Raw genomic sequence first — 21789 nt, forward strand, 5'->3', positions numbered from 1 at the left:
CGATGGCCTTCGACTTCGACGCCATGCTGGACAAGATCAAGGACCGCCAGTGGTCCCTCGCGGACATCGACTGGGACGCCCCCGGTGCCGAGATGATCCCGCCCGAGCAGCACGCCAAGCTCAAGCCGTTCCTGTCCGACCTCATGTGGATCGAGAACGTCGGTGCGCGCGGATTCGCCGCGATGGCACGCAAGGCGCCCACCGAGACGCTGCGCGAGATCTACCGTTACTTCCACGCGGAGGAGCAGAAGCACGCGAATGCCGAACTGGCACTGATGCGTCGGTGGGGCATGCTCGAGAACGACGAGATCCCGCAGCCGAACGTCAACGTCAAGCTGATCATCGACTGGCTCGACAAGTACTCGGATCAGACGCCGCTCGCCGTGCTGGGCACCGTCATCCCGATGCTCGAGGTCGCGCTCGACGGTGCGCTGGTCAAGTTCATCGTCGACGAGATCGACGACCCGGTCTGCCAGGAAGTGTTCAAGCGCATCAACGCGGACGAGTCGCGGCACCTCGCCGTCGACTTCGAGGTCATCGATCTGCTGGGCCACGCGACGATGCGCCGCATTCTCGTCGAGACGATCGGCGCCTGGATGCATCCGTCGCTCATCATCGGCACCCTGCGGTACATCCCACTGCTGAACAAGATGCGGGACAACATCGTCGAGATGGGTGTCGACGAGGAGCGCCTCTACACCGCGATGAAGCGCTTCAAGAAGGTGGGCGAACGCAGCGAGTTCCCGAAGCGTCTGCCGATGTACCGCTTCATCAGCTGGCACGGGAGCGTCGTCATCAACCGCGACCACCCGTACCACAAGTTCGCCGACTCGATGGTGACGCTGACGGCCAAGTACCCGAAGCGGCTGCTGCGCCCGCAGCCCACGTGGTCCAAGGAACTCACGTACGAGCCCGTCGCATGACCGAGATTCTCTCCACCGCCGTCATCGGAGGCGGATTTGCCGGCATCGGTGCCGCGATCCGGCTGCAGCAACGGGGGATTCGCGACATCGCCATCCTCGAACGCGGCACACGTGCCGGTGGGACCTGGCGTGACAACACGTATCCCGGTGCAGCCTGCGACATTCCGTCCCGCCTGTACTCGTACAGCTTCGCCCCCAATCCGGACTGGTCGCACACCTACTCCGGGAGTGCGGAGATCCTGGGCTACATCGACTCGATGGTCGAGAAGTTCGAGCTGAGCCGCTACCTCCGGTTCGGTCACACCGTCGTGGACGTCACCTGGCACGAGTCCCGGTCGCTCTGGGAGATCTCGGTCCAGGATCGGGAACCCGTCCTCGCCCGCACCGTCGTGATGGCGTCGGGACCGCTGGCGAACTTCAGCCTGCCCAAGATCCGTGGCGTCGAGACCTTCGCGGGAGCGAAGATCCACAGCGCCCGGTGGGACCACGACTACGACTTCGCCGGCAAGAAGGTCGCCGTCGTCGGTACCGGAGCCAGCGGCGTGCAGATCGTTCCCGAGCTGGTGAAGGTAGCCGAGTCGGTCAAGGTCTTCCAGCGCACGCCGGGGTGGGTGCTGCCCCGCACCAACTTCCGCACCCGCGGACTGACTCGCGAGATCTACCGCCGCGTGCCCTTCAGCCAGAGCGTCGCGCGCAAGGCCTGGTTCTGGGGCCACGAGTCGGTCGCCCTCGGGGTCGTCTGGAACTCGCCGCTCACCCGCGTGGTGGAGGGAGTGTCGAAGCTGCACCTCCGCAGTCAGGTTCCGGATCCGTGGTTGAGGCGCCAGCTCACGCCGGAGTTTCGCGCCGGGTGCAAGCGCCTGCTGATGACCAGCAAGTACTACCCGGCGCTGCAGAAGGACAACTGCACGCTCGTCACCTGGCCCATCGCGCAGATCTCCGAGAAGGGAATCCGCACGGTGGAGGGAGTCGAGCATCAGTTCGACGCGATCGTCTTCGCCACCGGGTTCGACGTCTCCAAGACCGGGTCGCCGATCCCGATCACCGGGCGCGACGGGCGCGTCCTCGCCGACGAGTGGAGCCGGGGAGCTCACGCCTACAAGTCGATCGCGGTGTCCGGGTACCCGAACATGTACTTCACGTTCGGGCCCAACTCCGGACCCGGCCACAGCTCCGCCCTGGTCTACGTGGAGGCGCAGATCGACTACCTGGTCGATGCCATCGCCACCGCCGTGAACCAGAACTTCGTGCTCGACGTCCGCGCCTCGGTGCAGGCCGAGTACAACGCGGACCTGCAGCAGCGGCTGACCAAGACGACGTGGAACTCGGGGTGCTCGAGCTGGTACCTGACCGAGGACGGTTTCAACGCCACGATGTTCCCGGGCTTCGCCACGCAGTACGTCAAGCAGCTCGAGACGGTGCTGTTGCCGGACTACTCGGTGACGGCGGCAGCGACGGCACCGGTCGACGAGGTCGTCGCCGCGGTGTGACCGAGCGTTAGTCTGGAGGTCCGGCCGAGTGGAGGAGTGAGTCGATGACCGAGTACCGCATCGACGAACTGGCTCATGCCGCAGGCACGACCTCGCGCAACGTCCGGGCCTACCGTGAACGTGGACTGCTCCCGCCCCCGCGCAAGCGGGGGCGGGTCGGCATCTACGACGACTCGCACCTCGCCCGGCTGCGGCTGATCGACATCCTGCTCCAGCGCGGCTACACGACCACACACATCAGCGACTTCATCGACGGCTGGGAGAGCGGCAAGGACCTCACCGAGGTTCTCGGTCTGCAGCGCGCCCTCACCGAGCCGTGGTCGACGACCGGCGAGGTGCAGTCGGTCTCCGTCGACGAGGCGCGGCAGATGCTCGGCGACCCTGACGGCGTCCAGCTGTCCAGGCTCGTGGAGTACGGACTCGCGCGTGTCGACGGTGACCGGTGCACATTCACCGATCCGAAGCTGTTGCAGGGCTTCACCTCCCTCGCGACCTACGGCTTCGGAATCCGCGAGGTCATGGACATCCACGAACGGCTCCATGCGGCCGTCGACGGAATGTCCAAGGACATGATCTCGACTGTGAAGAGTCACATCGTCGACCGCTACGGCGAGGGCTGGATTCCCGAGGGTGACGACGTCCTCCGGGCCACCGAGATGTTGCAGATCATGCGCACTCTCGCAGTCGATTCCGTGCATTCGTTGCTCGGCCGCACACTCGAGCGCAACCTGCAGGAGCAGCTCGGCGAGTACCTCGAGGTCGCCATCGACAACACCTCTCGTTCGGACCTTCACACAGCCTGACCTCGCTTTTCGGACCAATGGGGCATGGTGGAGTCATGAACCGCACCAGGCTGTCCGCCGCTGTCGCCCTCGCCGGCGCCACCGCCCTCGTTCTGACCAGTTGCTCGTCGTCGAGCGAGGAGGGGCGGGCGACGCCGGCGTCCTCCAGCGCTGCTCCGTCGTCCTCCAGCACTGCTCCGTCGTCGTCGGCGGCGAGTACGTCCTCGAACGCCACCGTCTACACGTTGCCGGGGACCGGCGTGTTCCCCGAGGGCATCACCGCTGACGACGACACCTTCTACGTCTCGTCGACCTCCGACGGCGCCATCTTCCGCGGCACGGTCGGCAACACCACCGTCGAACCGTTCCTCCCCGGTGGACAGGACGGTCGCACCGGCGCGGCGGGACTGGACGTCGACGGGGACGACGACGAGAACACCCTCGTCGTGGCGGGCGGCGCGACCGGCACCGTCTGGATCTACGACGCCGAGTCCGGCGCACTGCGCGGGAAGTTCACCAACGGGCTCGGGCAGGACGCCACCTTCCTCAACGACGTCGTCATCGCCGACAACGGCGACGCCTTCATCACCGACTCGCGCAACCCCACGCTGTGGCGCATACCGGCGAACGCCACCGGTGAGGGCCAGTTGGAGCCGTTCGTCGACTTCAACGGATCCCCGTTCGCGTACGGCGAGGGCTTCAACGCCAACGGCATCGTCGAGGCGGACGACGACAACGCGTTGGTGATCGTGCAGTCCAGCACCGGCAACCTGTACCGCGTGGCCCGCGACTCCAAGGCCGTCACGCAGGTGGACCTCGGCGGCGCGACACTTCAGAACGGCGACGGCATGGAGATGGAGGACGACACGCTGTACGTCGTCCGCAACCGCGACAGCCTCATCGCCACAGTCGATCTCGACGACGACGGTAACCGTGGGCGGGTGACCGGTGAGATCACCGACCCCAGCTTTGCCTACCCCACCACCGTCGCCGACGTCGACGATCAGCTGCTGGTGGTCAACAGCCAGTTCGACAAGCGCGGTGGCACTCCAGTGGAGCCCTTCACCGTGGTCGGTGTGCCTGAGCGCTAGGGGTTGGGCGGGGTGTGCGCTGGTTGCGTGAGGTGCGCACCCCTTCCAGTCGGCGGGGCGGTCAGCGGGGGCCGGAGCGGCTGATGCGGGACGTCGAGTCGTCCTCCGTCGCCTGGTACCCGCGACCCGCTTCGAGGAAGGCCTCGCGGAGGTTGGTGACGGCGGTGATGTGGGCCGCGAGCACCGAGCTCAGCGAGCCCTCCGGGCCGTGGGTGAGGTCGGAGTACTTGCGTGCGAGCGCGATTCCGGAGGGAAGGGTGCCGAAACCCGCGCTGAATTCGAGCGCACTGATCGACGGCAGCAGTTCGGCGAGGTCACTGACAAATTGTTCGCACGCTGACGCGCACCTGCGCGAAGAATCGGCGGAGATGATGAGGTCATCGGTCACGGAAAGTTCTTCCTTCGCGGGTCAACGGGGGATGCTGGAAGCGAATGCTTGCGCCCCGGTCCTCGCCACAGCGCACACATCCGCGGTGACGGAGGAAGCGAGATTCCGTTCAGCACGAAACACCACAGAACGTTCTCGCCAATCGAACGCGATACTGCAGGCAGCGAGTTGCTGGTCGCCGCGATCGCGGAACGAGAACGCGCCGACACCCAAGTCGTCGACAGCGCTGAACCTGTCCGAGGTCGGACTGGTCCTGAGCGCGTCGAGCGTCCGGGTAGTGGAGAAGACGGTCAGGAACTGATCGCCCCCCTTCCATGTGCACCACTTCCAGGTGTCGTCGAGTGGAACCGCGAGCTGGTCGACAACGACAGCCGGATCTGCCCCCGCCGCCCGGATGGCCTCGTCGGGTACCACGGTGCAGGGGTCGAATAGTTCCATCGCCACAGGTTCGGCGGTGCCGCTCACCCCACCGCACCCGGTGAGTGACGCGACGATTGCCGCGACGATTGCCGCGACAGCGAGTACCCCACAGTTCCTGCGCACACGTCGTTGGACGCACGCTCCGCTCCTGCGGTTCCGTGCTCCCACTGCACACAACGGTGTCCCCACGGGCACATCCGACCATCCGGAACTGTTCTGTGTGCAGAAATGCGCGCCGGGAACCGAGCGGGTAGTTGCGGCGTCGAAGGCTGTACCGCGCCACGGCGGACGATCGGAAGGCCTTCACCATGCACTCGACCACTCTGCCCGTTCCTTCCAGCGGTATCGGAAGTCTCTCCAACGCAACATCATTGGCGGTGCTCGTCGCGTTCGCGACCCAGTGTGCGGTGGCGTGTGTCCCCGCGATCGCGGGATTCGGCGCCGTCGTCGTCAGTGCCCTCGCTGCCTTCGCGAGTGCGGACGAGTCGCCCGGCGCGATGTTCGTGGGCTCACTCGCCGATGCGTGGGCGTTCGTTCTCGTCATCGCTGCGGTGGGGCACGGGGTGCTCGCGACAATGATCGTGCAACGCCAACGTTCGGCACGCGTCGTCGTGACGGCAGTGGCCCTCGTGTGGGCGGTGGCGTTGCTGCACTCCACGATGGTCTGGCCGTTGGTGGTGGTGCAGGCGGGTTCTGCGCTGGCGTGGTGGATCCCGACGTCACGGCGCCCGACCCCCAACTGACTCACACGAGCAGCGCGGCGATGGACCCGGGAAACGTCTCGTCGGGCCTGCGTTCGTAGAGCTCGGCGGGGCGTCCGCCTGCAGCCGACGTGGTGGCGCCCGTACCGACCAGCGCCCCGATCACGTGACGGCGGAAGGTGTCCTTGCGCAGCGGGCGGTCGAACACGGTCTCGTACAGGGTGCGCAGGTCGAGCAGCGTGAAGGTGGTTCCCAGCAGGTGCGACGGATCAGGACGGGTGAGGTAGCGAGACCGCAGGTCGCCCACGGCGGCGGACACCATGTCGGCATGGTCGAAGGCCATCGGTTCCACAGGCCGATCCGACTCGACGACCAGGAGATCGGTGCCGGGAGGCAAGGACTCGGCGGGCGCCTCCGCGCAGTGAGCCATCGACAACACCCATCCTCGATCGTCGCGGTCGGGAGCGTCGAACATCCGGATCTGATGGAACTCGACGCGGTCGATGCCGGCCTTGGTGCTCAATGCGCGCCTCGCCGCATCGGCGAGCGTCTCGCCCGGATGCACGAAAGTGCCGGGAAGTGCAGCTCCCCAGGGTGATTGCACCGTCACCACGTTCAGCGTTCCGCCGTGGACGGTGAGAACGGCGACGTCGACAGCGACGGACGGTCGTGGGAACGACGCCAGATCGGAGGGCATGGGTTGCAGCTTAGCGCAACAGTGCGTTATGGTTAGCGCACAAACGAGCAAAGGGGACGGCATGAAGCTGACCGACGAACAGAAGAACCGCGCCGAGGGCGTCATGCTCGGCACTGCAGCCGGTGACGCGCTGGGTGCCGGATACGAGTTCGGCTATCCGACGCCCGAGACGGTGATCGACATGATCGGCGGAGGCGCCTTCGACTGGGCGCCCGGCGAGTGGACGGACGACACGTCGATGGCCCTCTGCATCGCCGAGGCGCTGGTGGAGGGCCGGGGACTCGACGGCGTAGCGGCGAATTTCGTGGCCTGGATCGACACGAATCCCGCGGACGTCGGTATCCAGACGCGCACGGTGTTGTCCCGGCGCAGCAGGTCGGCTGCCGAGATGACCGCGGTCGCCGCAGGACTCTCCGGCAGGACAGGCGGCAACGGTTCGCTGATGAGAACTGCCCCGGTGGCGCTGGCGTATCTCGACGACCCGGATCAGCTCTCGGCGGCCGCTGCGCAGATCAGCGCCCTGACGCATAGTGACCCGCAGGCGGGGGAGGCGTGCCGGATCTGGAGCGCCGGCATCCGGCACGCCGTTGAGCACGGCACCTACGACGGCATCTCGCTGTACCTCGACGCAGCGGAGCCGTCGGTGCGCGACACCTGGGCGCCGTTGCTCGACGCCGCGGAGAATGGACGCCCGTCGGACTTCGACAGGAACGGGTGGGTGGTGCACGCGCTTCAGACGGCATGGTCGGCCATCACGACCACGCAGGAGAACGAGGACCAGCTCACTGCGGCGTTGGAGGCGTGTGTCCGTGCGGGCGGCGACACCGACACCACCGCGGCCATCGCCGGTGGGCTGCTGGGCGCACGCTGGGGTGCCTCCGTGATCCCCGAGGCGTGGACCACGATCCTGCACGGGTACCCCGGACGACGAGCCGCGGATCTCGCGGATCTGGGACGTCGCCTCGCAGAAGGAGCCGCAGCATGAGTGTCATCGATGTGGTCACCGGAGACATCACCAGCGTGCGCGCAGACGTGATCGTCAACGCGGCCAACTCGACCCTCCTCGGTGGAGGCGGCGTCGACGGCGCCATCCACCGCGCAGGCGGACGAGAAATTCTCGACGCCTGCAAGCTTCTGCGGGCGACGACTCTCCCGAACGGACTCGACACGGGTGCCGCCGTCGCGACGCCCGCAGGCCGCCTGCCGGCGAGGTGGGTCGTCCACACCGTCGGGCCACGGTACTCGGCACGAGAGGACCGGTCGCCGATCCTGCGCGCCGCGTACGAGCGCTCCCTTCTCCTGGCCCACTCGCTCGGAGCATCCTCGATCGCGTTCCCGCTCATCTCGGGCGGTGCGTACGGATGGCCGGTGGAGCTGGCGGTCGCCGAACAGGTGCGCGCAGTGACGTCGGCGCCCGTGTCCGTGGATCTCGTGACCCTGGTGGCCTACTCGATCGAGGTACACCGCATGACGACTCGGGTCGTCGGCTGACCTCTCATCGTCGACGTGCTCGCCACGCCGACCAGGCGCCGGTGGCCCACAGGGCCCAGATCACCAGCAATGGTTGGAACAGCAGCCGGATGCCCCGTGCCCGATCGGTGTCCAGCCCGAAAGCGTCGGTGTGCGTGACAAACTGAGAGATGTTGCCCGGGAACACGGCCACGAAGAACAGCGCCACAATCCACCCCACCGCCACCCGGTACCGCGTCAGGGCGATGAGAGCCAGGCCCAGCACCACCTCGACGACACCCGATGCGACCACCACGAAATCGGTGTCGAGCGGCATCCACGTCGGTACCTGCGCGGCGAACTCCTGCCGGGCCCAGAACAGGTGGCTCAGTCCGGCCAACACCAGGAACGCACCGAGGACGAGCCGCCCGACGATACGAGGCACGGTCGCAGGGGCGGGGCGCGTGGTCATGCCTGCCACCCTACGAGGCGCCGCGCTGCCGGTCCGGTCGGCCGAGAACGCGGCCCAGCTCCTCGTGCGCGTAGACCCTGTTCTCGCAGTAGACGGCGCCGCCGACGCACTCCTCGTCGTCGCAGTCGCAGAACCTGTACGGCTCCGCGTTCCAGCGGCCGCCGTACTGCGACCCCGGCTCCGCGACGAGTGCGGCGACCTCGCGCACCGTCCTCTGCTCGCTGCGTCTGCGCTGCCCCCGGCGATGTCCGCCCATGTCCGTCCCCCCGTTGTCGGTGGCGTCACGCTAGGGGAGGGGTACGACAGGTGCCGGCTGATGTCGAGTGATGCAGTGGAAGCCGCGGGCGAACAGCGGCCGGGCGTCGACGGTCGATCTGCCAGTGTCGTCGTCGGCACGTGCAACGCGGAGACGTCGCCTGCACTCTGGTGAAGCTGCGGACCGGGGTCGCGACCGGATGGTCCGAGAATCTGCGTGATCGAAACCCTGGCCCGAGCGTGGGCGATGCTCGACCGTGGTGTCCATGACTTCCACCATTCGCACCTCCGTCGTTCCCTTCGTCGTGGAGGCGTCCGGCACCGGCGTCGCCCAGCACCTCGTCGTCGAGGGCACGGCGGGGCACGAGTTCGACGCCGACGCCTACCCGGCCTTCGGCGGCAGGGACGAGGCACCGAGCCCGCTGTTCTACGCACTCGGTGCGCTGACTTCGTGCAACCAGGTCACGGCCTCTCTCGTCGCCAAGGATCTGGGCATCACGCTGGGAAAGTTCAGCTTCCGCGTGCAGGGTGACCTGGACACCGCCGTCCTGGTGACCGGCGCCGAGGGCAACTCGAACTTCGACACCGTCACCGTCGAGGCGACGGTGGAGACCGACGCGACCGGTGACGCGTTCGACCACTTCGTCTCGGAGGTCGAGCGTCGCTGCCCCGTGACGCAGCTGTTCGTGCGCAGCGGTGTGGGCTTCGTGAACACCTGGACGCGCGCCGACCTGGCCTGACGAGCCACCCCGGGCCTCGCGAGTACGTCCGAAGTGTCGTCGCATCGCCGCTGATCACGACACTGTGGACGTACTCGCGGAGAGCCTGCTGCGTGGCTACGCTCCTACGATGATCAGTCGACACGTGAGTGCAGTGATACCCGCGCCGCCCGAGGCCGTGTACGACTACCTGGCCGATGTGGACAACCTGACTGCCTGGGCCGCAGGACTCGCATCGGGCTTCACCCGCGACGGTGACGACTTGCTGGCCGAGTCACCGATGGGCACGGTCCGGGTGCGGTTCGTCCCGCGCAACGCTTTCGGGGTGCTGGACCACGACGTGACGCTGCCCGACGGCACCGTCGTGAACAACCCGCTGCGGGTGCTCGCTCATCCGGACGGCGCCGAGGTGGTGTTCACGGTTCGGCAACTGGACATGACCGACGCCGAGTTCGAGCGGGACTGCGCCGCCGTCGCTGCTGATCTGGAGTCCGTGCGGGCTGTCCTGACCCGCTGACCGGGGTCACCACACCGACAGCGCACTCTCAGGTCACGAGCCGTCGAGAGTCGTACTGTCGACCGGGGTGCGCAGCGGGCGCATCGGTCGTCAGGAGGAAATCATGGCAGGCATCGCCGACAAGTTCGACAAGGCATACGCGGACAAGACGATCGAGGAACTGGCCGACGCGCCGGTCGCGGCGCTGAAAGGCGTCAGCGACGGCGATGCGGAGAAGTTGAAGGCTGCCTTCAACATCACCACGGTGCGCGATCTCGGCACCAACAAGTACTTCCTGTGGGCTCAGGCTGCGGCCACGCTCGCGCAGTAGGACCGTGCAGGGTGCGGTCAGGCGTCCGACCGCCGGCGCCGCCGGACGCGCTTGGTCACCAGCACCACCACCGCCACCGCGATGAGCCCGATGACGACGTACTGGAACACCGAGGCGTAGTCCTCGACGTAGTGCCAGTTCTCCCCGAGGAAGTAGCCCGCGAGCACGAAGATCGTGTTCCACAGGAGGCTGCCGAGGGTCGTGTACAGCAGGAACTGCAGGACCGGCATCCCGGACACACCTGCGGGCACCGAGATGCCGGATCGCACGAGCGGAATCATCCGACCGAAGAACACAGCGGAGCGGCCGTGGCGCACGAACCACTCGTCGGCTTTGCTCAGATCGTCCGTGCTGACGAACGGCATCCTGTCCACGGCGGCGTACATCCGGTCGCGGCCCAGCTTCTTGCCCAACCAGTAGAGGCCGAGAGCGCCGAGCACCGATCCGAGCGTGGTCCAGAACAATGCGCTCGCGAGGGAGAAACCACCCTGCGACGCGGTGAACCCGGCCAGCGGGAGGATGATCTCGCTGGGCAGCGGTGGGAAGAAGTTCTCGGCGGCCACGGCGATACCGGCGCCCGGCCCGCCGATGCTCTCCATCAGGCTGACGGCCCAGCCTGCGATTCCACCCAGTTCCGTACCGGCGGCAGCGGTGACGATGTCGCTCATGCCCGCACTTTACCGGGGGTTTACTCCGCGAGAGCCCGCGCGAGGTGAGTGCCGGTGTGCGTCCGGGCCAGAACCAGCTCGTCGACAGTGCCCGTGAACACCACCTCGCCGCCGTCGTGACCCCCGTCGGGACCGAGGTCCACGACCCAGTCGGCGGCCGCGACGACGTCCATGTTGTGCTCGATCACGATGACCGATCGACCCTCGTCGACCATGCCGGACAGCAGTCCGACCAGGTTGTCCACGTCGGACGAGTGCAGTCCGGTGGTGGGCTCGTCGAGCACCAGTACCGGGGAGTTGCCCACCAGTTCCGTCGCCAGCTTGAGGCGCTGACGCTCGCCGCCGGACAGGGACGTCAGGTTCTGGCCCAGGGACAGATAACCGAGACCGACATCACTGCACCGCCGGAGTACGTCGCGCACCTTCTTCACGGTGAAGAACTCGCGGGCCTCGTCGACGGACATGTCGAAGACGTCGGCGATCGAGAGGCCGTCGACGGTGTGCTTGATCGCGCCGGAGCGGAAGCGTCGACCCTGGCAGGTCTCGCACGTACTCGACACCGGGTCGGTGAAGCCGAGGTCGGTGAAGATCATGCCGGTGCCCTGACAGTCGGGGCAGGCTCCGTCCGAGTTCGGCGAGAACAGCGCTGCGGGTTGCCCCGTTCGCTTGGCGAAGTGTGCACGGATCGGATCGAGCAGTCCGGTGTAGGTGGCGGGGGAGGATCGGCGCGAACCGCGGATGGGTGCCTGGTCGATGACCACCGCGTCGGGCCGGACGTTGCGGAGGTGGCGGTGGATCAGACTCGACTTGCCCGAGCCGGCGACACCGGTGACGGCCACGAGAACACCGAGCGGGATGTCCACTGCCACGTTCTTCAGATTGTGGCTGTCGGCGTTCTCGATGCGCATCCACCCGTTCGGAGTGCGCGGGGTCCGCCGCGATCGACCGTCTCGACGCAGCGCCGTCCCGGTACGCGTCTCGGACTGCCGCAGTTCGGGCCAGGTGCCCTCGAAGACCACCGTGCCGCCGTGCTTTCCGGCGCCAGGGCCGATCTCGACGATGCGGTCGGCGATGGCCATCACCTCCGCGTCGTGTTCGACGACGAGCACGGTGTTTCCCTTGTCGCGCAACGCGATCAGCATGTCGTTCAGCCGGTGCACGTCGCGCGGGTGCAGCCCGGTGGTGGGCTCGTCGAAGACGTACAGCATGTCGTTGAGCGTGGCGCCGAGGTGGCGCACCATCTTGATGCGCTGGGACTCGCCGCCCGACAGCGAGGACGTCGCACGATCGAGGCTCAGGTACCCGAGTCCGAGATCGACCAGTCGACGGAGCTGTGTCACCACCTCGCGGCGTGGACCGTCCAGATCGCCGAGCGCCCACGTGTCCATGACGTCGGCGAGGTCGGACACCTGCATCGCGAATGCATCGGGGATCGAGAGTCCCTCGAGCGTCGCGGCGTGCACCGCCTCGTTCAGGCGAGTCCCCTTGCAGGACGGGCACACTCCGCGCGTGACGATGCGGTCGTACGCCTCCTTGGACTTGCCCTTCAACGCGTCGGCATCCTTGGAGAGATAGCTGCGGCGGAAGCGCGAGAGCAGCCCCTCGTACGTCTTGAACACGGCGTCCGGGTTGACCATCTCGACCTCGCCGGGCGACGCGTCGAAGAACAGGTGCCGCTCGCGCGGGGAGTACTGCTCGAGGGGAACGTCGAGATCGAACAGTCCGGAGTCCGCGTACAGCCGGTAGGGCCACTTGCCGGGCAGGAAGTCCGGGTGCTTGACGGGGCCCTCACGCAACGACTTCGACTGATCCACCAACTCGTCGATGTCGATGACCTTCGCCTCGCCCAACCCCTCGCACTCGGGACACATGCCGGCGGGATCGTTGAACGAGAACGCGTTGGCATAGCCGATGGACGGGGTGACTCCGCGCGACCACAGCATGCGGAGCCAGTCGCCGATGTCGGTGATGGTGCCGACTGTGGAGCGGGGGCTGCCGAAGAGGCGTTTCTGGTCGACGATGACGACGGCCGACAGGTTCGCGATGAGGTCGGCGTCCGGCCGACCGTAGGACGGCAGGAAGGTCTGGGCGAACGCACTGAACGTGGAGTTGATCTGCCGCTGCGCCTCCGCGGCGATCGTGTCGAACACGAGGGAGCTCTTGCCGGACCCCGACACCCCGGCGAACACGATCAGCGACCGTTTGGGGAGATCGATGTCGATGTCACGCAGATTGTTCTCCCGCGCGCCGCGCACGGTGATGGTGGACAGAGCATCGTTCGGTGGCGTCGTCACGCCGTAGGGATACCAGACCGAGCGGACATGCGTCAGCCGGACTGGCCCTGCAACTTGCTCAGTCGGTAGCGCAGCTTGCCCGGACGGTCACGCTCGGTGGTGAGCGAGGAGGTGCGCGCGATGTGGGCCTCGCCGAAGCGGTCCAGCAGGAGGTCGTCCACCATCCGCACCTGACCGGGGCGGTACTGGTAGTCCATGGCCGCCGTCACGTACTCGACTCGTGCGGGGTCGAGGGCCTCCTCGAGTTCCGCGCCCGTCGTGATCCCGTTCGCGTTGACGAGAGTCAGCAGCCACTCGTAGTGACCGCTCCGACTGGGGGTGTAGTCGGGCAGGAGGTCGGTGACGATGGTGCGCAGCTGATCGGCCGTGAGCTGAAGGTCCATCCCGCGTGCGGCATCGGCCGCGCGGAGTTCCGCGATCTTCTCCTTGTGGTGCCGATCGGCGAGTTCGAACTGGGCGTCCGCGAGCTCGATCAGCCCTGCCGCGAGCGTGAACGCCCGGTCGATGGTGGGCGAACCCTGCGTGCGGGAGTTCTTGAACCGGATGTCGTGTTCGATCTCCGCCCAGGCGTGCTGCAGGACGGTGCGGATCTGCACCTCGAAGCCGAGCCCGGTGAACTCCTCACATCCCGCCGGGACGCGGTCGCCGTCCGCACTGAGGATGAGGTGCCGTCCGGCGTAGCCGAACACACCGGACTCCTGGGCGAGGGACGACTTGTCGATGGTCTTGAGCAGGACGAAGTGCTTCGAGATGGCGTCCGCGACGCGATCGATGTCCGACGTCAGATACGTGATGACGCGGATACCGACGAGATCGGTGACCTCGGCGAGCGGGTCGGTGAACTCGAGTGACCCGTCCTCGCGGAGGCGGGCGAACTTGCCGGCAGCCGACTCCACGGACTTGGTGCGCGCCTCGACGGCATCTATGTCGATGTCCGCCTCGGAGACGAACGTCTCGACGGCGGCCGACAGCGCTGCCGTGGCCGCAGCGAAGTGGTCCCACCGCGCGCGGTACTCCTCGACGGAGCTGTGCATGAACGACGTGGGGCGCATGGTGGAGATTCTGCCCCACCGTGATCCAATGCTCGCGTGACGCTCCGTACGTACCGCGTGGTCGACTGGGACGCGACGCTCCTGATCCTGGCGTCCGCACTGATTCTGCTGGCGGCGTTGATCCTCGGCGTCTGGAAGTTCCGCCAGATGGCGACGTCCGAGAACGGGCAGGCGCATCCGTATGTGGACATCGCCCACCGGGCGGCATTGATGTACTCGTTCGCGACCCTGGTCCTGGTGCCGCTGGTGCACTTCGGCGCCTGGCCGACGTGGGTGAATCTTGTCGCGTCCGGGGCTGTCGTCTTCTTCTTCGTCGCCGCGATCGTCAGCTACGTGGTGCACGGATTCCTGCGTGACACCGACAACCAGTTCGTCCGCCCGGTGCCGGGAACGCACGCGTTCATGTATGCGCTCGCGGCCACCGAGATCGGCGGACTACTGGTGTTGATCGTGGGTTTCGTGCGCGGGCCGCTGTTCGCGCCCCCGCCCGTGTTCTAGCGGGCCAATTCCACGTCGTCGACGAACGGGTCGCCGTTGCGTGGGGCGTCGAATCGCTCCTGGTCCAGGATGCCTTCGCGCTTGGCGACGATGGCCGGGATCAACGCCTGGCCGGTGACGTTGACGGCGGTGCGACCCATGTCGACGATCGGCTCGACGGCGAGCAGCAGGCCGACACCGGCGAGCGGCAGGCCGAGCGTGGACAGCGTCAGGGTCAGCATGACCGTGGCACCGGTGGTGCCCGCCGTCGCCGCGGAGCCGATCACGGAGACGACCACGATGAGCAGGTAGTCGGTGATCGTGAGTTCGACGCCGTAGAACTGAGCGACGAAGATCGCGGCGATGGCCGGGTAGATGGCCGCGCACCCGTCCATCTTGGTGGTGGCGCCGAGCGGAACCGCGAACGATGCGTACTCGCGGGGCACACCGAGATTGCGTTCGGTGACGCGCTGGGTGAGCGGCAGGGTGCCGATCGACGAGCGAGAGACGAAGCCGAGCTGCGTCGCGGGCCACACGCCCGAGTAGAAGTTGCGGATCGAGAGGCCGTGCGCCCGAACGATGATCGGGTAGACGACGAAGAACACGATGGCGAGTCCGACGTACACCGAGACAGTGAAGACACCCAGCGAGCCGATCGCGTCCCAGCCGTACGTGGCGACGGCGTTGGCGATGAGCGCCGCCGTACCGATGGGCGCCAACCGGATGATCCACCACAGCACCTTCTGCACGATCGCGAGCAGAGAGGCGTTGAACGTCAGGAACGGTTCGGCCGCCTTTCCCACCTTCAGCGCGGCGATACCGATCGCCGCAGCGACGACGAGCAGCTGCAGGATGTTGAAGTTCAGCGTGGTGCTCAGTGCACCCTCGGTTTCGCTGGTTCGGGCGCCGAGCGCCAGGAAGTTGTTGGGAACCAGGCCGGTGAGGAAGGACCACCAGGAGCCGGAGCTCGCGGGCTCCTCCTCCAGTGCCGCGGACACGCCGGTGCGCGAACCCGGTTGCGCGACAAGCCCGATGATGATGCCGACGATCACGGCGATGAACGCGGTGATCGCGAACCAGAGCAGGGTCTGACCTGCCAGGCGGGCCGCGTTGGTGACGGCGCGCAGGTTGGCGATGGAGCTGACGATGGCCGTGAACACGAGGGGCACCACGGCGACGGTGAGGAGCTTGACGTAGCTCGATCCGATGGTCGACACCGTCTCGACGAGCCAGTTGGGATTGCCGTCGGCGGCATCGGGCATGGATCGGGCGATCAGTCCGACGATGACGCCGAGGATCAACCCGGCGACGATCTGGGGCCCGAACGACGTGAGCCAGTGCGGCAGTCGACGGGTGGGGGCAGCGCTGGGCGCGGACATGGTGGTGCCTTCCGAGAATGCTGGGGTGGCCGGGAGAACAACGGCCGAGAAATGGGTGCGTGGTGTACGAGGGGACCGGGGGAGAACACGGTCTATCGACAGATGGCGCTGGCCTGCAGGCGAAGGTCGACGTAGCGACGCGAGGTCAGGAGCAAGGGCACTCGGACGATGCTACGCCCGTGCCCGGGTCAGCTGACGCCGAGCCAGCGCAGGCCCGCGGTGACTGCCGCTGCGGCGACGACCACGAGCACGAAAGGCGCTTTCCGCCAGGCGAGGACAGCGGCGACGAGGACCCCGGCGGGGAGTGCGAGGCCCGCGTCACGGGGAAACGTCGAGGTCGCGACGAGGGCGACGAAGACGACGGCGACCGCGGTGGTCATCGACTTCTCGGCCGACGCGGACAGCTCGCGTCGTCCGCGTAGCGCGATTCCGATCAGGCGCAGCGCGAACGTTCCGACGGCGAGTGCGGCGACGCCCGCGAGAATGGCTGCGGTGCTCACGAGGCGTCGTTCCTGCGCCCGTGTCGGACCACGAACGGCATGACGGCGATCAGGGCGAGCACCACGGAGACGCCGGCGGGCACCACGAGGCCCGCGGCGACGGCGACCACGGCGCCGATGCCTGCGGCGATGCGCGTCACCCGATCGCGCAGAGAGGGCATCACGAGGGCGAGCAGAACGGCGGGGAAGGCTGCGTCGAGTCCGAGCGACTCGGCGCTCTCCACGCCGGCGCCGAGGCCCACACCGGCCAGCACGCCCAGATTCCATGCGAGGAAGAGGAACGCGCCGCAGAACCAGAACGACAGGGTTCTGCCCCGCCTGGTGGTCGAGGCCATCGAGAAGGCGACCGACTCGTCGGTGACGAGATGGGCCCCGAGCAGTCGTGTGGCGGGTCGCTCACCGAGCAGTGGGGCCACCGAGAAGCTGAGCGGAAGCAGTCTGCCGTTGATGAGCAGTGCGCTGGAGACGGCCGCCAGAACGCTGCCGCCGCCGGTGAGCACTCCGACGAAGACGAACTGCGAGGCGCCTGCGAAGACCGCTATCGACAGGAGGCAGGGGAGCCACCACGGCAGATCGGAGGCGACGGCGATCGCACCGAGCGAGGCACCGACCAGCGCGTCGGCCAGGCACACCACGGCGATGTCCCGTACCGCCACGTCGGGGTCGTCCCGGAGTGCGAACAACCGAGGTGTTCGCCATATCGAACGCATGGTGTCCATGGTGAACGGTCGCGGTGCCGTTCGTCAAGACGAACGAGCGAAGTGTGTGACGAACACTGTGGCATCATGCAGTCATGTCCGACAGCGCACCCATCGCCGCGATCGCCGCGTCGCTCGTCCGGGAGCGTCGACGTACGGGCCTGTCTCTCGCCGAGGTGGCCCGGCGCGCGGGTATCGCGAAGTCGACCCTCTCCCAGCTCGAGTCGGGAACGGGCAATCCCAGCGTCGAGACACTGTGGGCTCTGAGCGTGACGCTGAACGTGCCCTTCGCTCGACTGGTGGAACCGCCGCGGCAGGAGGTCCGCCTGGTGCGACGCGGTGAGGGCCCGTCGATCGCCGCGGAGTCGTCGGACTACACCGCGACACTGCTGTCGTCCTGCCCACCGACCGCGCGCCGCGACCTGTACCTGCTCGCCGCCGAGGTGGGGACGCCCCGGCTGTCCGATCCGCACATGCACGGGGTGATCGAACACGTGGTGGTGTCGTCCGGCCGGGCGGTGTGCGGGCCGGTGGACGCGACCGAGGAGCTGGGACCGGGGGACTACCTGTCGTACCCCGGCGACGTGCCCCACGTGTTCGAGGCACTCGAGAACGGAACGACTGCGGTGATGGTCACCGAGCAGTACTGATCGAGGCCAGGTCCGCTGTGACCGGCAGGCGGTTGCTCAGCAACGCGCACAGCAGGATTCGTGCCTGGGCGGGACTGAGGTCGCCCGCGGGCACCGCACCGGCACGCACCAGGTCGGCGCCCCCGCCTCCGCCGCCGTAGGTGGTGACGACACCGCCGGACGGCACCCGCGTCGACAACATCACCGGGACACCGGCATCGGTGCACCGGCGCACCGCGTCGACGACCGCAGCGTTCGCGTTGCCCGCGCCCATCGCCTGCAGCACGATTCCGTCGGTGCGGGCGGACCGCAGGGCGTCGATGACGAGTCCGTCGACACCCGGGTAGAGCGCGACCACGTCGACCCGGATCCCGTCGATCGGACTGTCGGGCACCGTCTCCCGCGCGGCAGGATCCACCGCCGGCGTTCCGGAGTAGGCATCGAGCGCGGTCGTGTGCGATTTCCGTACCCCGCGGGCCCGGAGAACGCGCGGGCCGAAGGCGACGAGTACACCGTGCCCTCGTCGCTCGGGATCGGCGGCCACCCGGAGCGCTGACTCGATGTTGCGCGGGCCGTCACTCTCGACGTGATCCGCGGTGCGCTGAGCGCCGGTCAACACGACGGGGCGAACGTCGGTGTGGGAGAGATCGATCAGCATCGCCGTCTCCTCGAGGGAGTCGGTGCCGTGCAGGACGACGACACCGCTCACCGCGTCGTCACGCAGCGCATCGGTGACGGCGCCGCGGACGGTGTCCATGTCGAGGAGCGACATCGCGGCACTGTCGACGCACAGGACGTCGGTGACTCGGACCCGGACGCCGACGCGGAGTCCGGCATCCACCAGGACGTCGTGGGCGTGACGGCCCGTCGTGCTGACACCGTCGGGGCCGACGCGGCTGGCGATGGTTCCGCCGGTGGTCAGGACGACGACCGTCGGCAGTGCGGGTGAGCTCATCGGGCGACCGTTCCCCCTCCCGCACGAGCACGCTCGCGGGCGAGACGCTCGATGCCCGGGCGCGCCGCGCGCCAGCCGATGGCCAGCGCGGGAACGATCACCAAGAGGGAGGCCAGCGTCCAGGTGCCGATCGGGTAGTCGAAGCCCATCAGGATCAGGACGACCACCAGGAAGACCAGGGTGGCGATGCCGGTGTACGGGGCGCCGAACAACCGGAAGGACGGCCGCGCCACCACGCCCTCCTTCGACAGGTGCCAGAGCTTGAGCTGGCACAGCACGATCATGGCCCACGCGCTGACGATGCCGAGTGCCGCGAGATTCAGCACGATCTCGAAAGCTTGCTCCGGAACGACGGCGTTGAGCACCACTCCGAGCAGAGTAACCGCTGCCGTCAGCAGGATCCCGCCGTAGGGCACGCCGGCCTTGCTCATCTTCATCGCGAAGCGCGGCGCGCTTCCGGCAGCGGCCATGGACCGCAGAATGCGTCCGGTCGAATACAGACCGGCATTGAGAGACGACAGGGCCGCGGTGAGAACGATGAGATTCATGGCCGTGTCGGCACCCTCGACTCCGATCGAGCCGAAGAACGTGACGAACGGGCTCTCACCAGCCCGGTAGGCGGAGTAGGGGAGAAGCAGCGACAACAGGAGCACCGACCCGACGTAGAAGACGGCGATACGAATGATGACGGTGTTGATCGCCTTCGGGATGACCTTCTCGGGGTTCGGCGTCTCGCCCGCGGCGGTGCCGACCAGCTCGATGGAGGCGTAGGCGAACACGACCCCCTGGATGATGACGACGGCGGGCAGCAGACCGTTGGGGATCAGTCCGCCGTTGTCGGCGATCATCGACAGTCCCTGCTCCTGGTTCGGAGTCCCCGTGACGAGGAGGTAGAGGCCGATGCACAGGAACGCCACCAGGGCGAGCACCTTGATCAGCGCGAACCAGAACTCCAGCTCGCCGAAGACCTTGACCGACACCAAATTCAGGGACAGGACCAGCAGCAGTGCGGCGAGGGCGAAGACCCACTGCGGTACCGACGCGATCGGGTCCCAGTAGCGGCCGAAGAAGTTCATGTACAGCGCCACCGCGGTCACGTCTACGACGGCGGTCATCGACCAGTTGAGCCAGTACAGCCACCCGGAGACGAAGGCGGCCTTCTCCCCGAAGAACTCGCGAGCGTAGGACACGAAGGACCCGGACGTGGGCCGGTGCAGCACCAGTTCGCCGAGCGCCCGGAGGATGAGGAACGCGAAGAACCCGCACACCGCGTAGGCGATGACGAGTGCCGGGCCGGCTTGCGCGAGACGCCCACCTGCACCCATGAAGAGGCCGGTCCCGATGGCGCCGCCGATGGCGATCATCTGGACCTGCCGGGTCTTCAGACCCTTGTGGTAGCCGTCGTTCTCGGCGGCGTGGAGGGCGTCGTCGGCGCCGTGCTGATCGGTGGTCGTGGTCATCGGGTCCTCAGTTCTGGAGGTTCGCGAGATGTTCGGGGCGGAGCAGTTCTTCGAGACGTGTCGCCGTCAGGAGGCCGCGTTCGAGCACCAGCTCCGCGACTCCTCGTCCGCTCTCGAGTGCCTCCTTGGCGATCTCGGTCGCGGCCTGGTATCCGATGTGCGGGTTGAGTGCCGTGACCAGTCCGATGGAGTGCTCCACGCTGTCCCGGAGGTGGGCCTCGTGCGCGGTGATCCCCACGACGCACTTGTCCGCGAGTGTCCGGCAGGCCGCACCCAGGTGCGTCATGCCGGAGGTGAGCGACTCCATGATGATGGGCTCGAAGGCGTTGAGTTGCAGCTGACCTGCCTCGGCCGCCATCGTGATGGTGACGTCCTGGCCGATGACCTGGAAGGCCACCTGGTTGAGCACCTCGGGGATGACGGGGTTGACCTTGCCGGGCATGATCGACGACCCGGCCTGCACGGCCGGCAGGTCGATCTCGCCGAAGCCGGCACGCGGTCCCGAGGAGAGGAGCCGGAGGTCGTTGCACACCTTCGACAACTTCACCGCGCACCGCTTGAGCACTCCCGAGAGATGCACGAACTGACCGACGTCCTGCGTGGCCTCGACGAGATCCGTCGCGCTGACGAGGGGGAGTGCGGTGATCTCGCGCAGGTGCCGGACCGCTGCCTCGCGGTAGCCGGGGGCGGCGTTGAGTCCGGTACCGATCGCGGTGGCGCCGATGTTGATCTCGTGCACCAACAGTGACGCCTCCTCGAGGCGGGCGCGGTCCTCGTCGATCATGACGGCGAACGTGCCGAACTCCTGGCCCAGTGTCATCGGCACGGCGTCCTGCAACTGGGTCCGGCCCATCTTGACGATGGTGCGGAACTCCTCGGCCTTCGAGCGGAAGGCGTCCTGCAGGATGCGCATCGACTCGGACAGTTCGGCCACCGCGAGGATCGTCGCGATGTTGCAGGCGGTGGGGTAGACGTCGTTGGTCGACTGGCCGAGGTTGACGTGCTCGTTGGGGTGCAGGTGCGCGTACTCGCCGGGTCGGTGGCCGAGCAACACCAGCGCGCGGTTGGCGATGACCTCGTTGGCGTTCATGTTGGTCGACGTGCCGGCGCCGCCCTGGATCACGTCGACGACGAACTGGTCGTGCCAGCGGCCGTCCAGGATCTCGCGGGCGGCCTGCAGGATGGCGTCGCCGCGCACCTGGTCGAGGAGGCCCAGTTCGATGTTGGCCGCCGCGGCCGCGTACTTGACGGCGGCGAGTGCGCGGATCAGTTTCGTGTTCGACGAGATCTGTCGTCCGGTGATGGGGAAGTTCTCCGTGGCGCGCAGAGTGTGGATGCCCCACAGCACGTCGGCGGGCACCTCGCGCTCTCCCAGCAGATCGTGCTCGGTACGGGTGGCGGCCACGGCGGTCTCCTTCGATTGCTGTCAGGCTGTCTGACAGGTTGAGTGTGAATCACGGCAC

General features: G+C 67.4%; 26 protein-coding genes. 12 read left to right on the plus strand and 14 right to left on the minus strand.

Going from position 1 to position 21789, the window contains the following annotated elements; translation table 11 throughout:
* Nucleotides 1-2 precede the first annotated feature (2 nt).
* Genes HQ325_RS15750 through HQ325_RS15765 form a run of 4 tightly spaced genes read left to right on the plus strand, consistent with a single transcriptional unit; the run spans nucleotide 3 to nucleotide 4286 of the window.
* Nucleotides 3-923 carry a ferritin-like domain-containing protein gene (locus HQ325_RS15750; RefSeq protein WP_222630778.1) on the plus strand — a complete coding sequence of 307 codons (921 nt, stop codon included), beginning with the start codon at nucleotides 3-5 and terminating at the stop codon, nucleotides 921-923.
* A complete protein-coding gene (locus tag HQ325_RS15755) occupies nucleotides 920-2413 on the plus strand; it encodes an NAD(P)/FAD-dependent oxidoreductase (protein ID WP_222630779.1) in 1494 nt (497 codons plus the stop codon). Before HQ325_RS15750 ends, HQ325_RS15755 begins: the two co-directional genes overlap by 4 nt.
* Nucleotides 2414-2457: 44 nt before the next feature.
* Nucleotides 2458-3216 (plus strand): MerR family transcriptional regulator, encoded by a 759-nt coding sequence (locus HQ325_RS15760; protein ID WP_222630780.1) that lies wholly within the window; start codon nucleotides 2458-2460, stop codon nucleotides 3214-3216.
* Between the two features lie 35 nt (nucleotides 3217-3251).
* Nucleotides 3252-4286 carry an SMP-30/gluconolactonase/LRE family protein gene (locus HQ325_RS15765; protein ID WP_222630781.1) on the plus strand — a complete coding sequence of 345 codons (1035 nt, stop codon included), beginning with the start codon at nucleotides 3252-3254 and terminating at the stop codon, nucleotides 4284-4286.
* A gap of 61 nt (nucleotides 4287-4347) precedes the next feature.
* On the opposite strand, the gene HQ325_RS15770 is transcribed toward HQ325_RS15765, so the two are convergent.
* Together HQ325_RS15770 and HQ325_RS15775 are read right to left on the minus strand one after the other, a co-directional pair.
* Entirely contained in the window at nucleotides 4348-4674 is a 327-nt protein-coding gene (locus HQ325_RS15770) for a hypothetical protein (protein ID WP_222630782.1), read from the minus strand.
* Between the two features lie 21 nt (nucleotides 4675-4695).
* Nucleotides 4696-5139, minus strand: coding sequence for a DUF3558 family protein (locus HQ325_RS15775; RefSeq protein WP_222630783.1), 444 nt, complete (start codon nucleotides 5137-5139; stop codon nucleotides 4696-4698).
* Nucleotides 5140-5402: 263 nt separating this feature from the next.
* On the opposite strand from HQ325_RS15775, the gene HQ325_RS15780 reads away from it, so the two are divergent.
* Complete coding sequence (locus HQ325_RS15780; RefSeq protein ID WP_222630784.1) at nucleotides 5403-5837, plus strand: hypothetical protein; 435 nt, start codon at nucleotides 5403-5405, stop codon at nucleotides 5835-5837.
* A 1-nt stretch (nucleotide 5838) separates the two neighbouring features.
* Here the strand turns inward: HQ325_RS15780 and HQ325_RS15785 are convergent, their stop codons facing one another.
* Nucleotides 5839-6492, minus strand: a complete 654-nt coding sequence (locus tag HQ325_RS15785) for an NUDIX domain-containing protein (protein ID WP_222630786.1) — start codon at nucleotides 6490-6492, stop codon at nucleotides 5839-5841.
* Between the two features lie 61 nt (nucleotides 6493-6553).
* Between HQ325_RS15785 and HQ325_RS15790 the strand changes: the two genes are divergently transcribed.
* The gene (locus tag HQ325_RS15790; RefSeq protein ID WP_222630788.1) at nucleotides 6554-7477 is read left to right on the plus strand and encodes an ADP-ribosylglycohydrolase family protein; all 924 of its coding nucleotides are present in this window, start codon (nucleotides 6554-6556) and stop codon (nucleotides 7475-7477) included.
* The gene (locus HQ325_RS15795; RefSeq protein ID WP_222630790.1) at nucleotides 7474-7983 is read left to right on the plus strand and encodes an O-acetyl-ADP-ribose deacetylase; all 510 of its coding nucleotides are present in this window, start codon (nucleotides 7474-7476) and stop codon (nucleotides 7981-7983) included. The genes HQ325_RS15790 and HQ325_RS15795 overlap by 4 nt, the downstream gene beginning before the upstream one ends.
* A gap of 4 nt (nucleotides 7984-7987) precedes the next feature.
* Here the strand turns inward: HQ325_RS15795 and HQ325_RS15800 are convergent, their stop codons facing one another.
* Together HQ325_RS15800 and HQ325_RS15805 are read right to left on the minus strand one after the other, a co-directional pair.
* Nucleotides 7988-8413, minus strand: coding sequence for a DoxX family membrane protein (locus HQ325_RS15800; protein WP_222630791.1), 426 nt, complete (start codon nucleotides 8411-8413; stop codon nucleotides 7988-7990).
* A gap of 10 nt (nucleotides 8414-8423) precedes the next feature.
* Nucleotides 8424-8669 (minus strand): hypothetical protein, encoded by a 246-nt coding sequence (locus HQ325_RS15805; protein WP_222630792.1) that lies wholly within the window; start codon nucleotides 8667-8669, stop codon nucleotides 8424-8426.
* Between the two features lie 265 nt (nucleotides 8670-8934).
* On the opposite strand from HQ325_RS15805, the gene HQ325_RS15810 reads away from it, so the two are divergent.
* The 3 genes from HQ325_RS15810 (at nucleotide 8935) to HQ325_RS15820 (ending at nucleotide 10214) form a co-directional block, all read left to right on the plus strand.
* Nucleotides 8935-9408: an OsmC family protein gene (locus tag HQ325_RS15810; RefSeq protein WP_222630793.1), complete on the plus strand. Its 474-nt coding sequence runs from the start codon at nucleotides 8935-8937 to the stop codon at nucleotides 9406-9408.
* A gap of 109 nt (nucleotides 9409-9517) precedes the next feature.
* Entirely contained in the window at nucleotides 9518-9904 is a 387-nt protein-coding gene (locus HQ325_RS15815) for an SRPBCC family protein (protein ID WP_222630794.1), read from the plus strand.
* Nucleotides 9905-10007: 103 nt separating this feature from the next.
* Complete coding sequence (locus HQ325_RS15820; RefSeq protein WP_027504928.1) at nucleotides 10008-10214, plus strand: hypothetical protein; 207 nt, start codon at nucleotides 10008-10010, stop codon at nucleotides 10212-10214.
* 17 nt (nucleotides 10215-10231) lie between these two features.
* On the opposite strand, the gene HQ325_RS15825 is transcribed toward HQ325_RS15820, so the two are convergent.
* The 3 genes from HQ325_RS15825 to HQ325_RS15835 are packed head-to-tail and all read right to left on the minus strand — an operon-like array spanning nucleotide 10232 to nucleotide 14228.
* The gene (locus HQ325_RS15825) at nucleotides 10232-10882 is read right to left on the minus strand and encodes a DedA family protein (RefSeq protein ID WP_222630795.1); all 651 of its coding nucleotides are present in this window, start codon (nucleotides 10880-10882) and stop codon (nucleotides 10232-10234) included.
* Between the two features lie 20 nt (nucleotides 10883-10902).
* A complete protein-coding gene (locus HQ325_RS15830) occupies nucleotides 10903-13176 on the minus strand; it encodes an excinuclease ABC subunit UvrA (protein ID WP_222630796.1) in 2274 nt (757 codons plus the stop codon).
* Between the two features lie 32 nt (nucleotides 13177-13208).
* Nucleotides 13209-14228, minus strand: a complete 1020-nt coding sequence (locus HQ325_RS15835) for a GTP pyrophosphokinase family protein (protein WP_222630797.1) — start codon at nucleotides 14226-14228, stop codon at nucleotides 13209-13211.
* A gap of 36 nt (nucleotides 14229-14264) precedes the next feature.
* On the opposite strand from HQ325_RS15835, the gene HQ325_RS15840 reads away from it, so the two are divergent.
* A complete protein-coding gene (locus HQ325_RS15840; protein WP_308014383.1) occupies nucleotides 14265-14726 on the plus strand; it encodes a hypothetical protein in 462 nt (153 codons plus the stop codon).
* On the opposite strand, the gene HQ325_RS15845 is transcribed toward HQ325_RS15840, so the two are convergent.
* From HQ325_RS15845 to HQ325_RS15855, 3 genes are all read right to left on the minus strand, one after another.
* Nucleotides 14723-16084 (minus strand): dicarboxylate/amino acid:cation symporter, encoded by a 1362-nt coding sequence (locus tag HQ325_RS15845; protein ID WP_222630799.1) that lies wholly within the window; start codon nucleotides 16082-16084, stop codon nucleotides 14723-14725. The two genes, HQ325_RS15840 and HQ325_RS15845, sit on opposite strands and share 4 nt — an antisense overlap.
* A 188-nt stretch (nucleotides 16085-16272) precedes the next feature.
* Complete coding sequence (locus tag HQ325_RS15850) at nucleotides 16273-16584, minus strand: AzlD domain-containing protein (protein WP_222630801.1); 312 nt, start codon at nucleotides 16582-16584, stop codon at nucleotides 16273-16275.
* Nucleotides 16581-17240 carry an AzlC family ABC transporter permease gene (locus HQ325_RS15855; RefSeq protein ID WP_308117873.1) on the minus strand — a complete coding sequence of 220 codons (660 nt, stop codon included), beginning with the start codon at nucleotides 17238-17240 and terminating at the stop codon, nucleotides 16581-16583. Before HQ325_RS15855 ends, HQ325_RS15850 begins: the two co-directional genes overlap by 4 nt.
* A 137-nt stretch (nucleotides 17241-17377) precedes the next feature.
* On the opposite strand from HQ325_RS15855, the gene HQ325_RS15860 reads away from it, so the two are divergent.
* The gene (locus HQ325_RS15860; RefSeq protein WP_056448549.1) at nucleotides 17378-17932 is read left to right on the plus strand and encodes a helix-turn-helix domain-containing protein; all 555 of its coding nucleotides are present in this window, start codon (nucleotides 17378-17380) and stop codon (nucleotides 17930-17932) included.
* On the opposite strand, the gene HQ325_RS15865 is transcribed toward HQ325_RS15860, so the two are convergent.
* From HQ325_RS15865 to HQ325_RS15875, 3 genes are read right to left on the minus strand one after another with little or no spacing between them, the layout of a single operon-like run.
* On the minus strand, nucleotides 17916-18866 hold the full coding sequence (locus tag HQ325_RS15865) for an asparaginase (protein ID WP_222630803.1): 951 nt from the start codon (nucleotides 18864-18866) through the stop codon (nucleotides 17916-17918). The genes HQ325_RS15860 and HQ325_RS15865 overlap by 17 nt on opposite strands.
* Entirely contained in the window at nucleotides 18863-20326 is a 1464-nt protein-coding gene (locus HQ325_RS15870) for an amino acid permease (RefSeq protein WP_222630804.1), read from the minus strand. Before HQ325_RS15870 ends, HQ325_RS15865 begins: the two co-directional genes overlap by 4 nt.
* A 7-nt stretch (nucleotides 20327-20333) precedes the next feature.
* A complete protein-coding gene (locus HQ325_RS15875; RefSeq protein WP_222630805.1) occupies nucleotides 20334-21731 on the minus strand; it encodes an aspartate ammonia-lyase in 1398 nt (465 codons plus the stop codon).
* Between the last annotated feature and the right edge of the window lie 58 nt (nucleotides 21732-21789).

Origin of the sequence: Rhodococcus sp. BP-349, assembly GCF_019835845.1 — a bacterium.
In the GTDB taxonomy this organism is placed as follows: Bacteria; Actinomycetota; Actinomycetes; order Mycobacteriales; family Mycobacteriaceae; genus Rhodococcoides.

Excerpts from the sequence above, each read along its gene's own strand:
- HQ325_RS15865 (WP_222630803.1), bottom strand. The coding sequence starts at position 18,866 with ATGAGCTCACCCGCACTGCCGACGGTCGTCGTCCTGACCACCGGCGGA.
- HQ325_RS15870 (WP_222630804.1), bottom strand. The coding sequence starts at position 20,326 with ATGACCACGACCACCGATCAGCACGGCGCCGACGACGCCCTCCACGCC.
- HQ325_RS15805 (WP_222630792.1), bottom strand. The coding sequence starts at position 8,669 with ATGGGCGGACATCGCCGGGGGCAGCGCAGACGCAGCGAGCAGAGGACG.
- HQ325_RS15765 (WP_222630781.1), top strand. The coding sequence starts at position 3,252 with ATGAACCGCACCAGGCTGTCCGCCGCTGTCGCCCTCGCCGGCGCCACC.
- HQ325_RS15835 (WP_222630797.1), bottom strand. The coding sequence starts at position 14,228 with ATGCGCCCCACGTCGTTCATGCACAGCTCCGTCGAGGAGTACCGCGCG.
- HQ325_RS15750 (WP_222630778.1), top strand. The coding sequence starts at position 3 with ATGGCCTTCGACTTCGACGCCATGCTGGACAAGATCAAGGACCGCCAG.
- HQ325_RS15820 (WP_027504928.1), top strand. The coding sequence starts at position 10,008 with ATGGCAGGCATCGCCGACAAGTTCGACAAGGCATACGCGGACAAGACG.
- HQ325_RS15800 (WP_222630791.1), bottom strand. The coding sequence starts at position 8,413 with ATGACCACGCGCCCCGCCCCTGCGACCGTGCCTCGTATCGTCGGGCGG.
- HQ325_RS15810 (WP_222630793.1), top strand. The coding sequence starts at position 8,935 with ATGACTTCCACCATTCGCACCTCCGTCGTTCCCTTCGTCGTGGAGGCG.
- HQ325_RS15755 (WP_222630779.1), top strand. The coding sequence starts at position 920 with ATGACCGAGATTCTCTCCACCGCCGTCATCGGAGGCGGATTTGCCGGC.
- HQ325_RS15860 (WP_056448549.1), top strand. The coding sequence starts at position 17,378 with ATGTCCGACAGCGCACCCATCGCCGCGATCGCCGCGTCGCTCGTCCGG.
- HQ325_RS15845 (WP_222630799.1), bottom strand. The coding sequence starts at position 16,084 with ATGTCCGCGCCCAGCGCTGCCCCCACCCGTCGACTGCCGCACTGGCTC.
- HQ325_RS15785 (WP_222630786.1), bottom strand. The coding sequence starts at position 6,492 with ATGCCCTCCGATCTGGCGTCGTTCCCACGACCGTCCGTCGCTGTCGAC.
- HQ325_RS15780 (WP_222630784.1), top strand. The coding sequence starts at position 5,403 with ATGCACTCGACCACTCTGCCCGTTCCTTCCAGCGGTATCGGAAGTCTC.
- HQ325_RS15760 (WP_222630780.1), top strand. The coding sequence starts at position 2,458 with ATGACCGAGTACCGCATCGACGAACTGGCTCATGCCGCAGGCACGACC.
- HQ325_RS15825 (WP_222630795.1), bottom strand. The coding sequence starts at position 10,882 with ATGAGCGACATCGTCACCGCTGCCGCCGGTACGGAACTGGGTGGAATC.
- HQ325_RS15815 (WP_222630794.1), top strand. The coding sequence starts at position 9,518 with ATGATCAGTCGACACGTGAGTGCAGTGATACCCGCGCCGCCCGAGGCC.
- HQ325_RS15790 (WP_222630788.1), top strand. The coding sequence starts at position 6,554 with ATGAAGCTGACCGACGAACAGAAGAACCGCGCCGAGGGCGTCATGCTC.
- HQ325_RS15795 (WP_222630790.1), top strand. The coding sequence starts at position 7,474 with ATGAGTGTCATCGATGTGGTCACCGGAGACATCACCAGCGTGCGCGCA.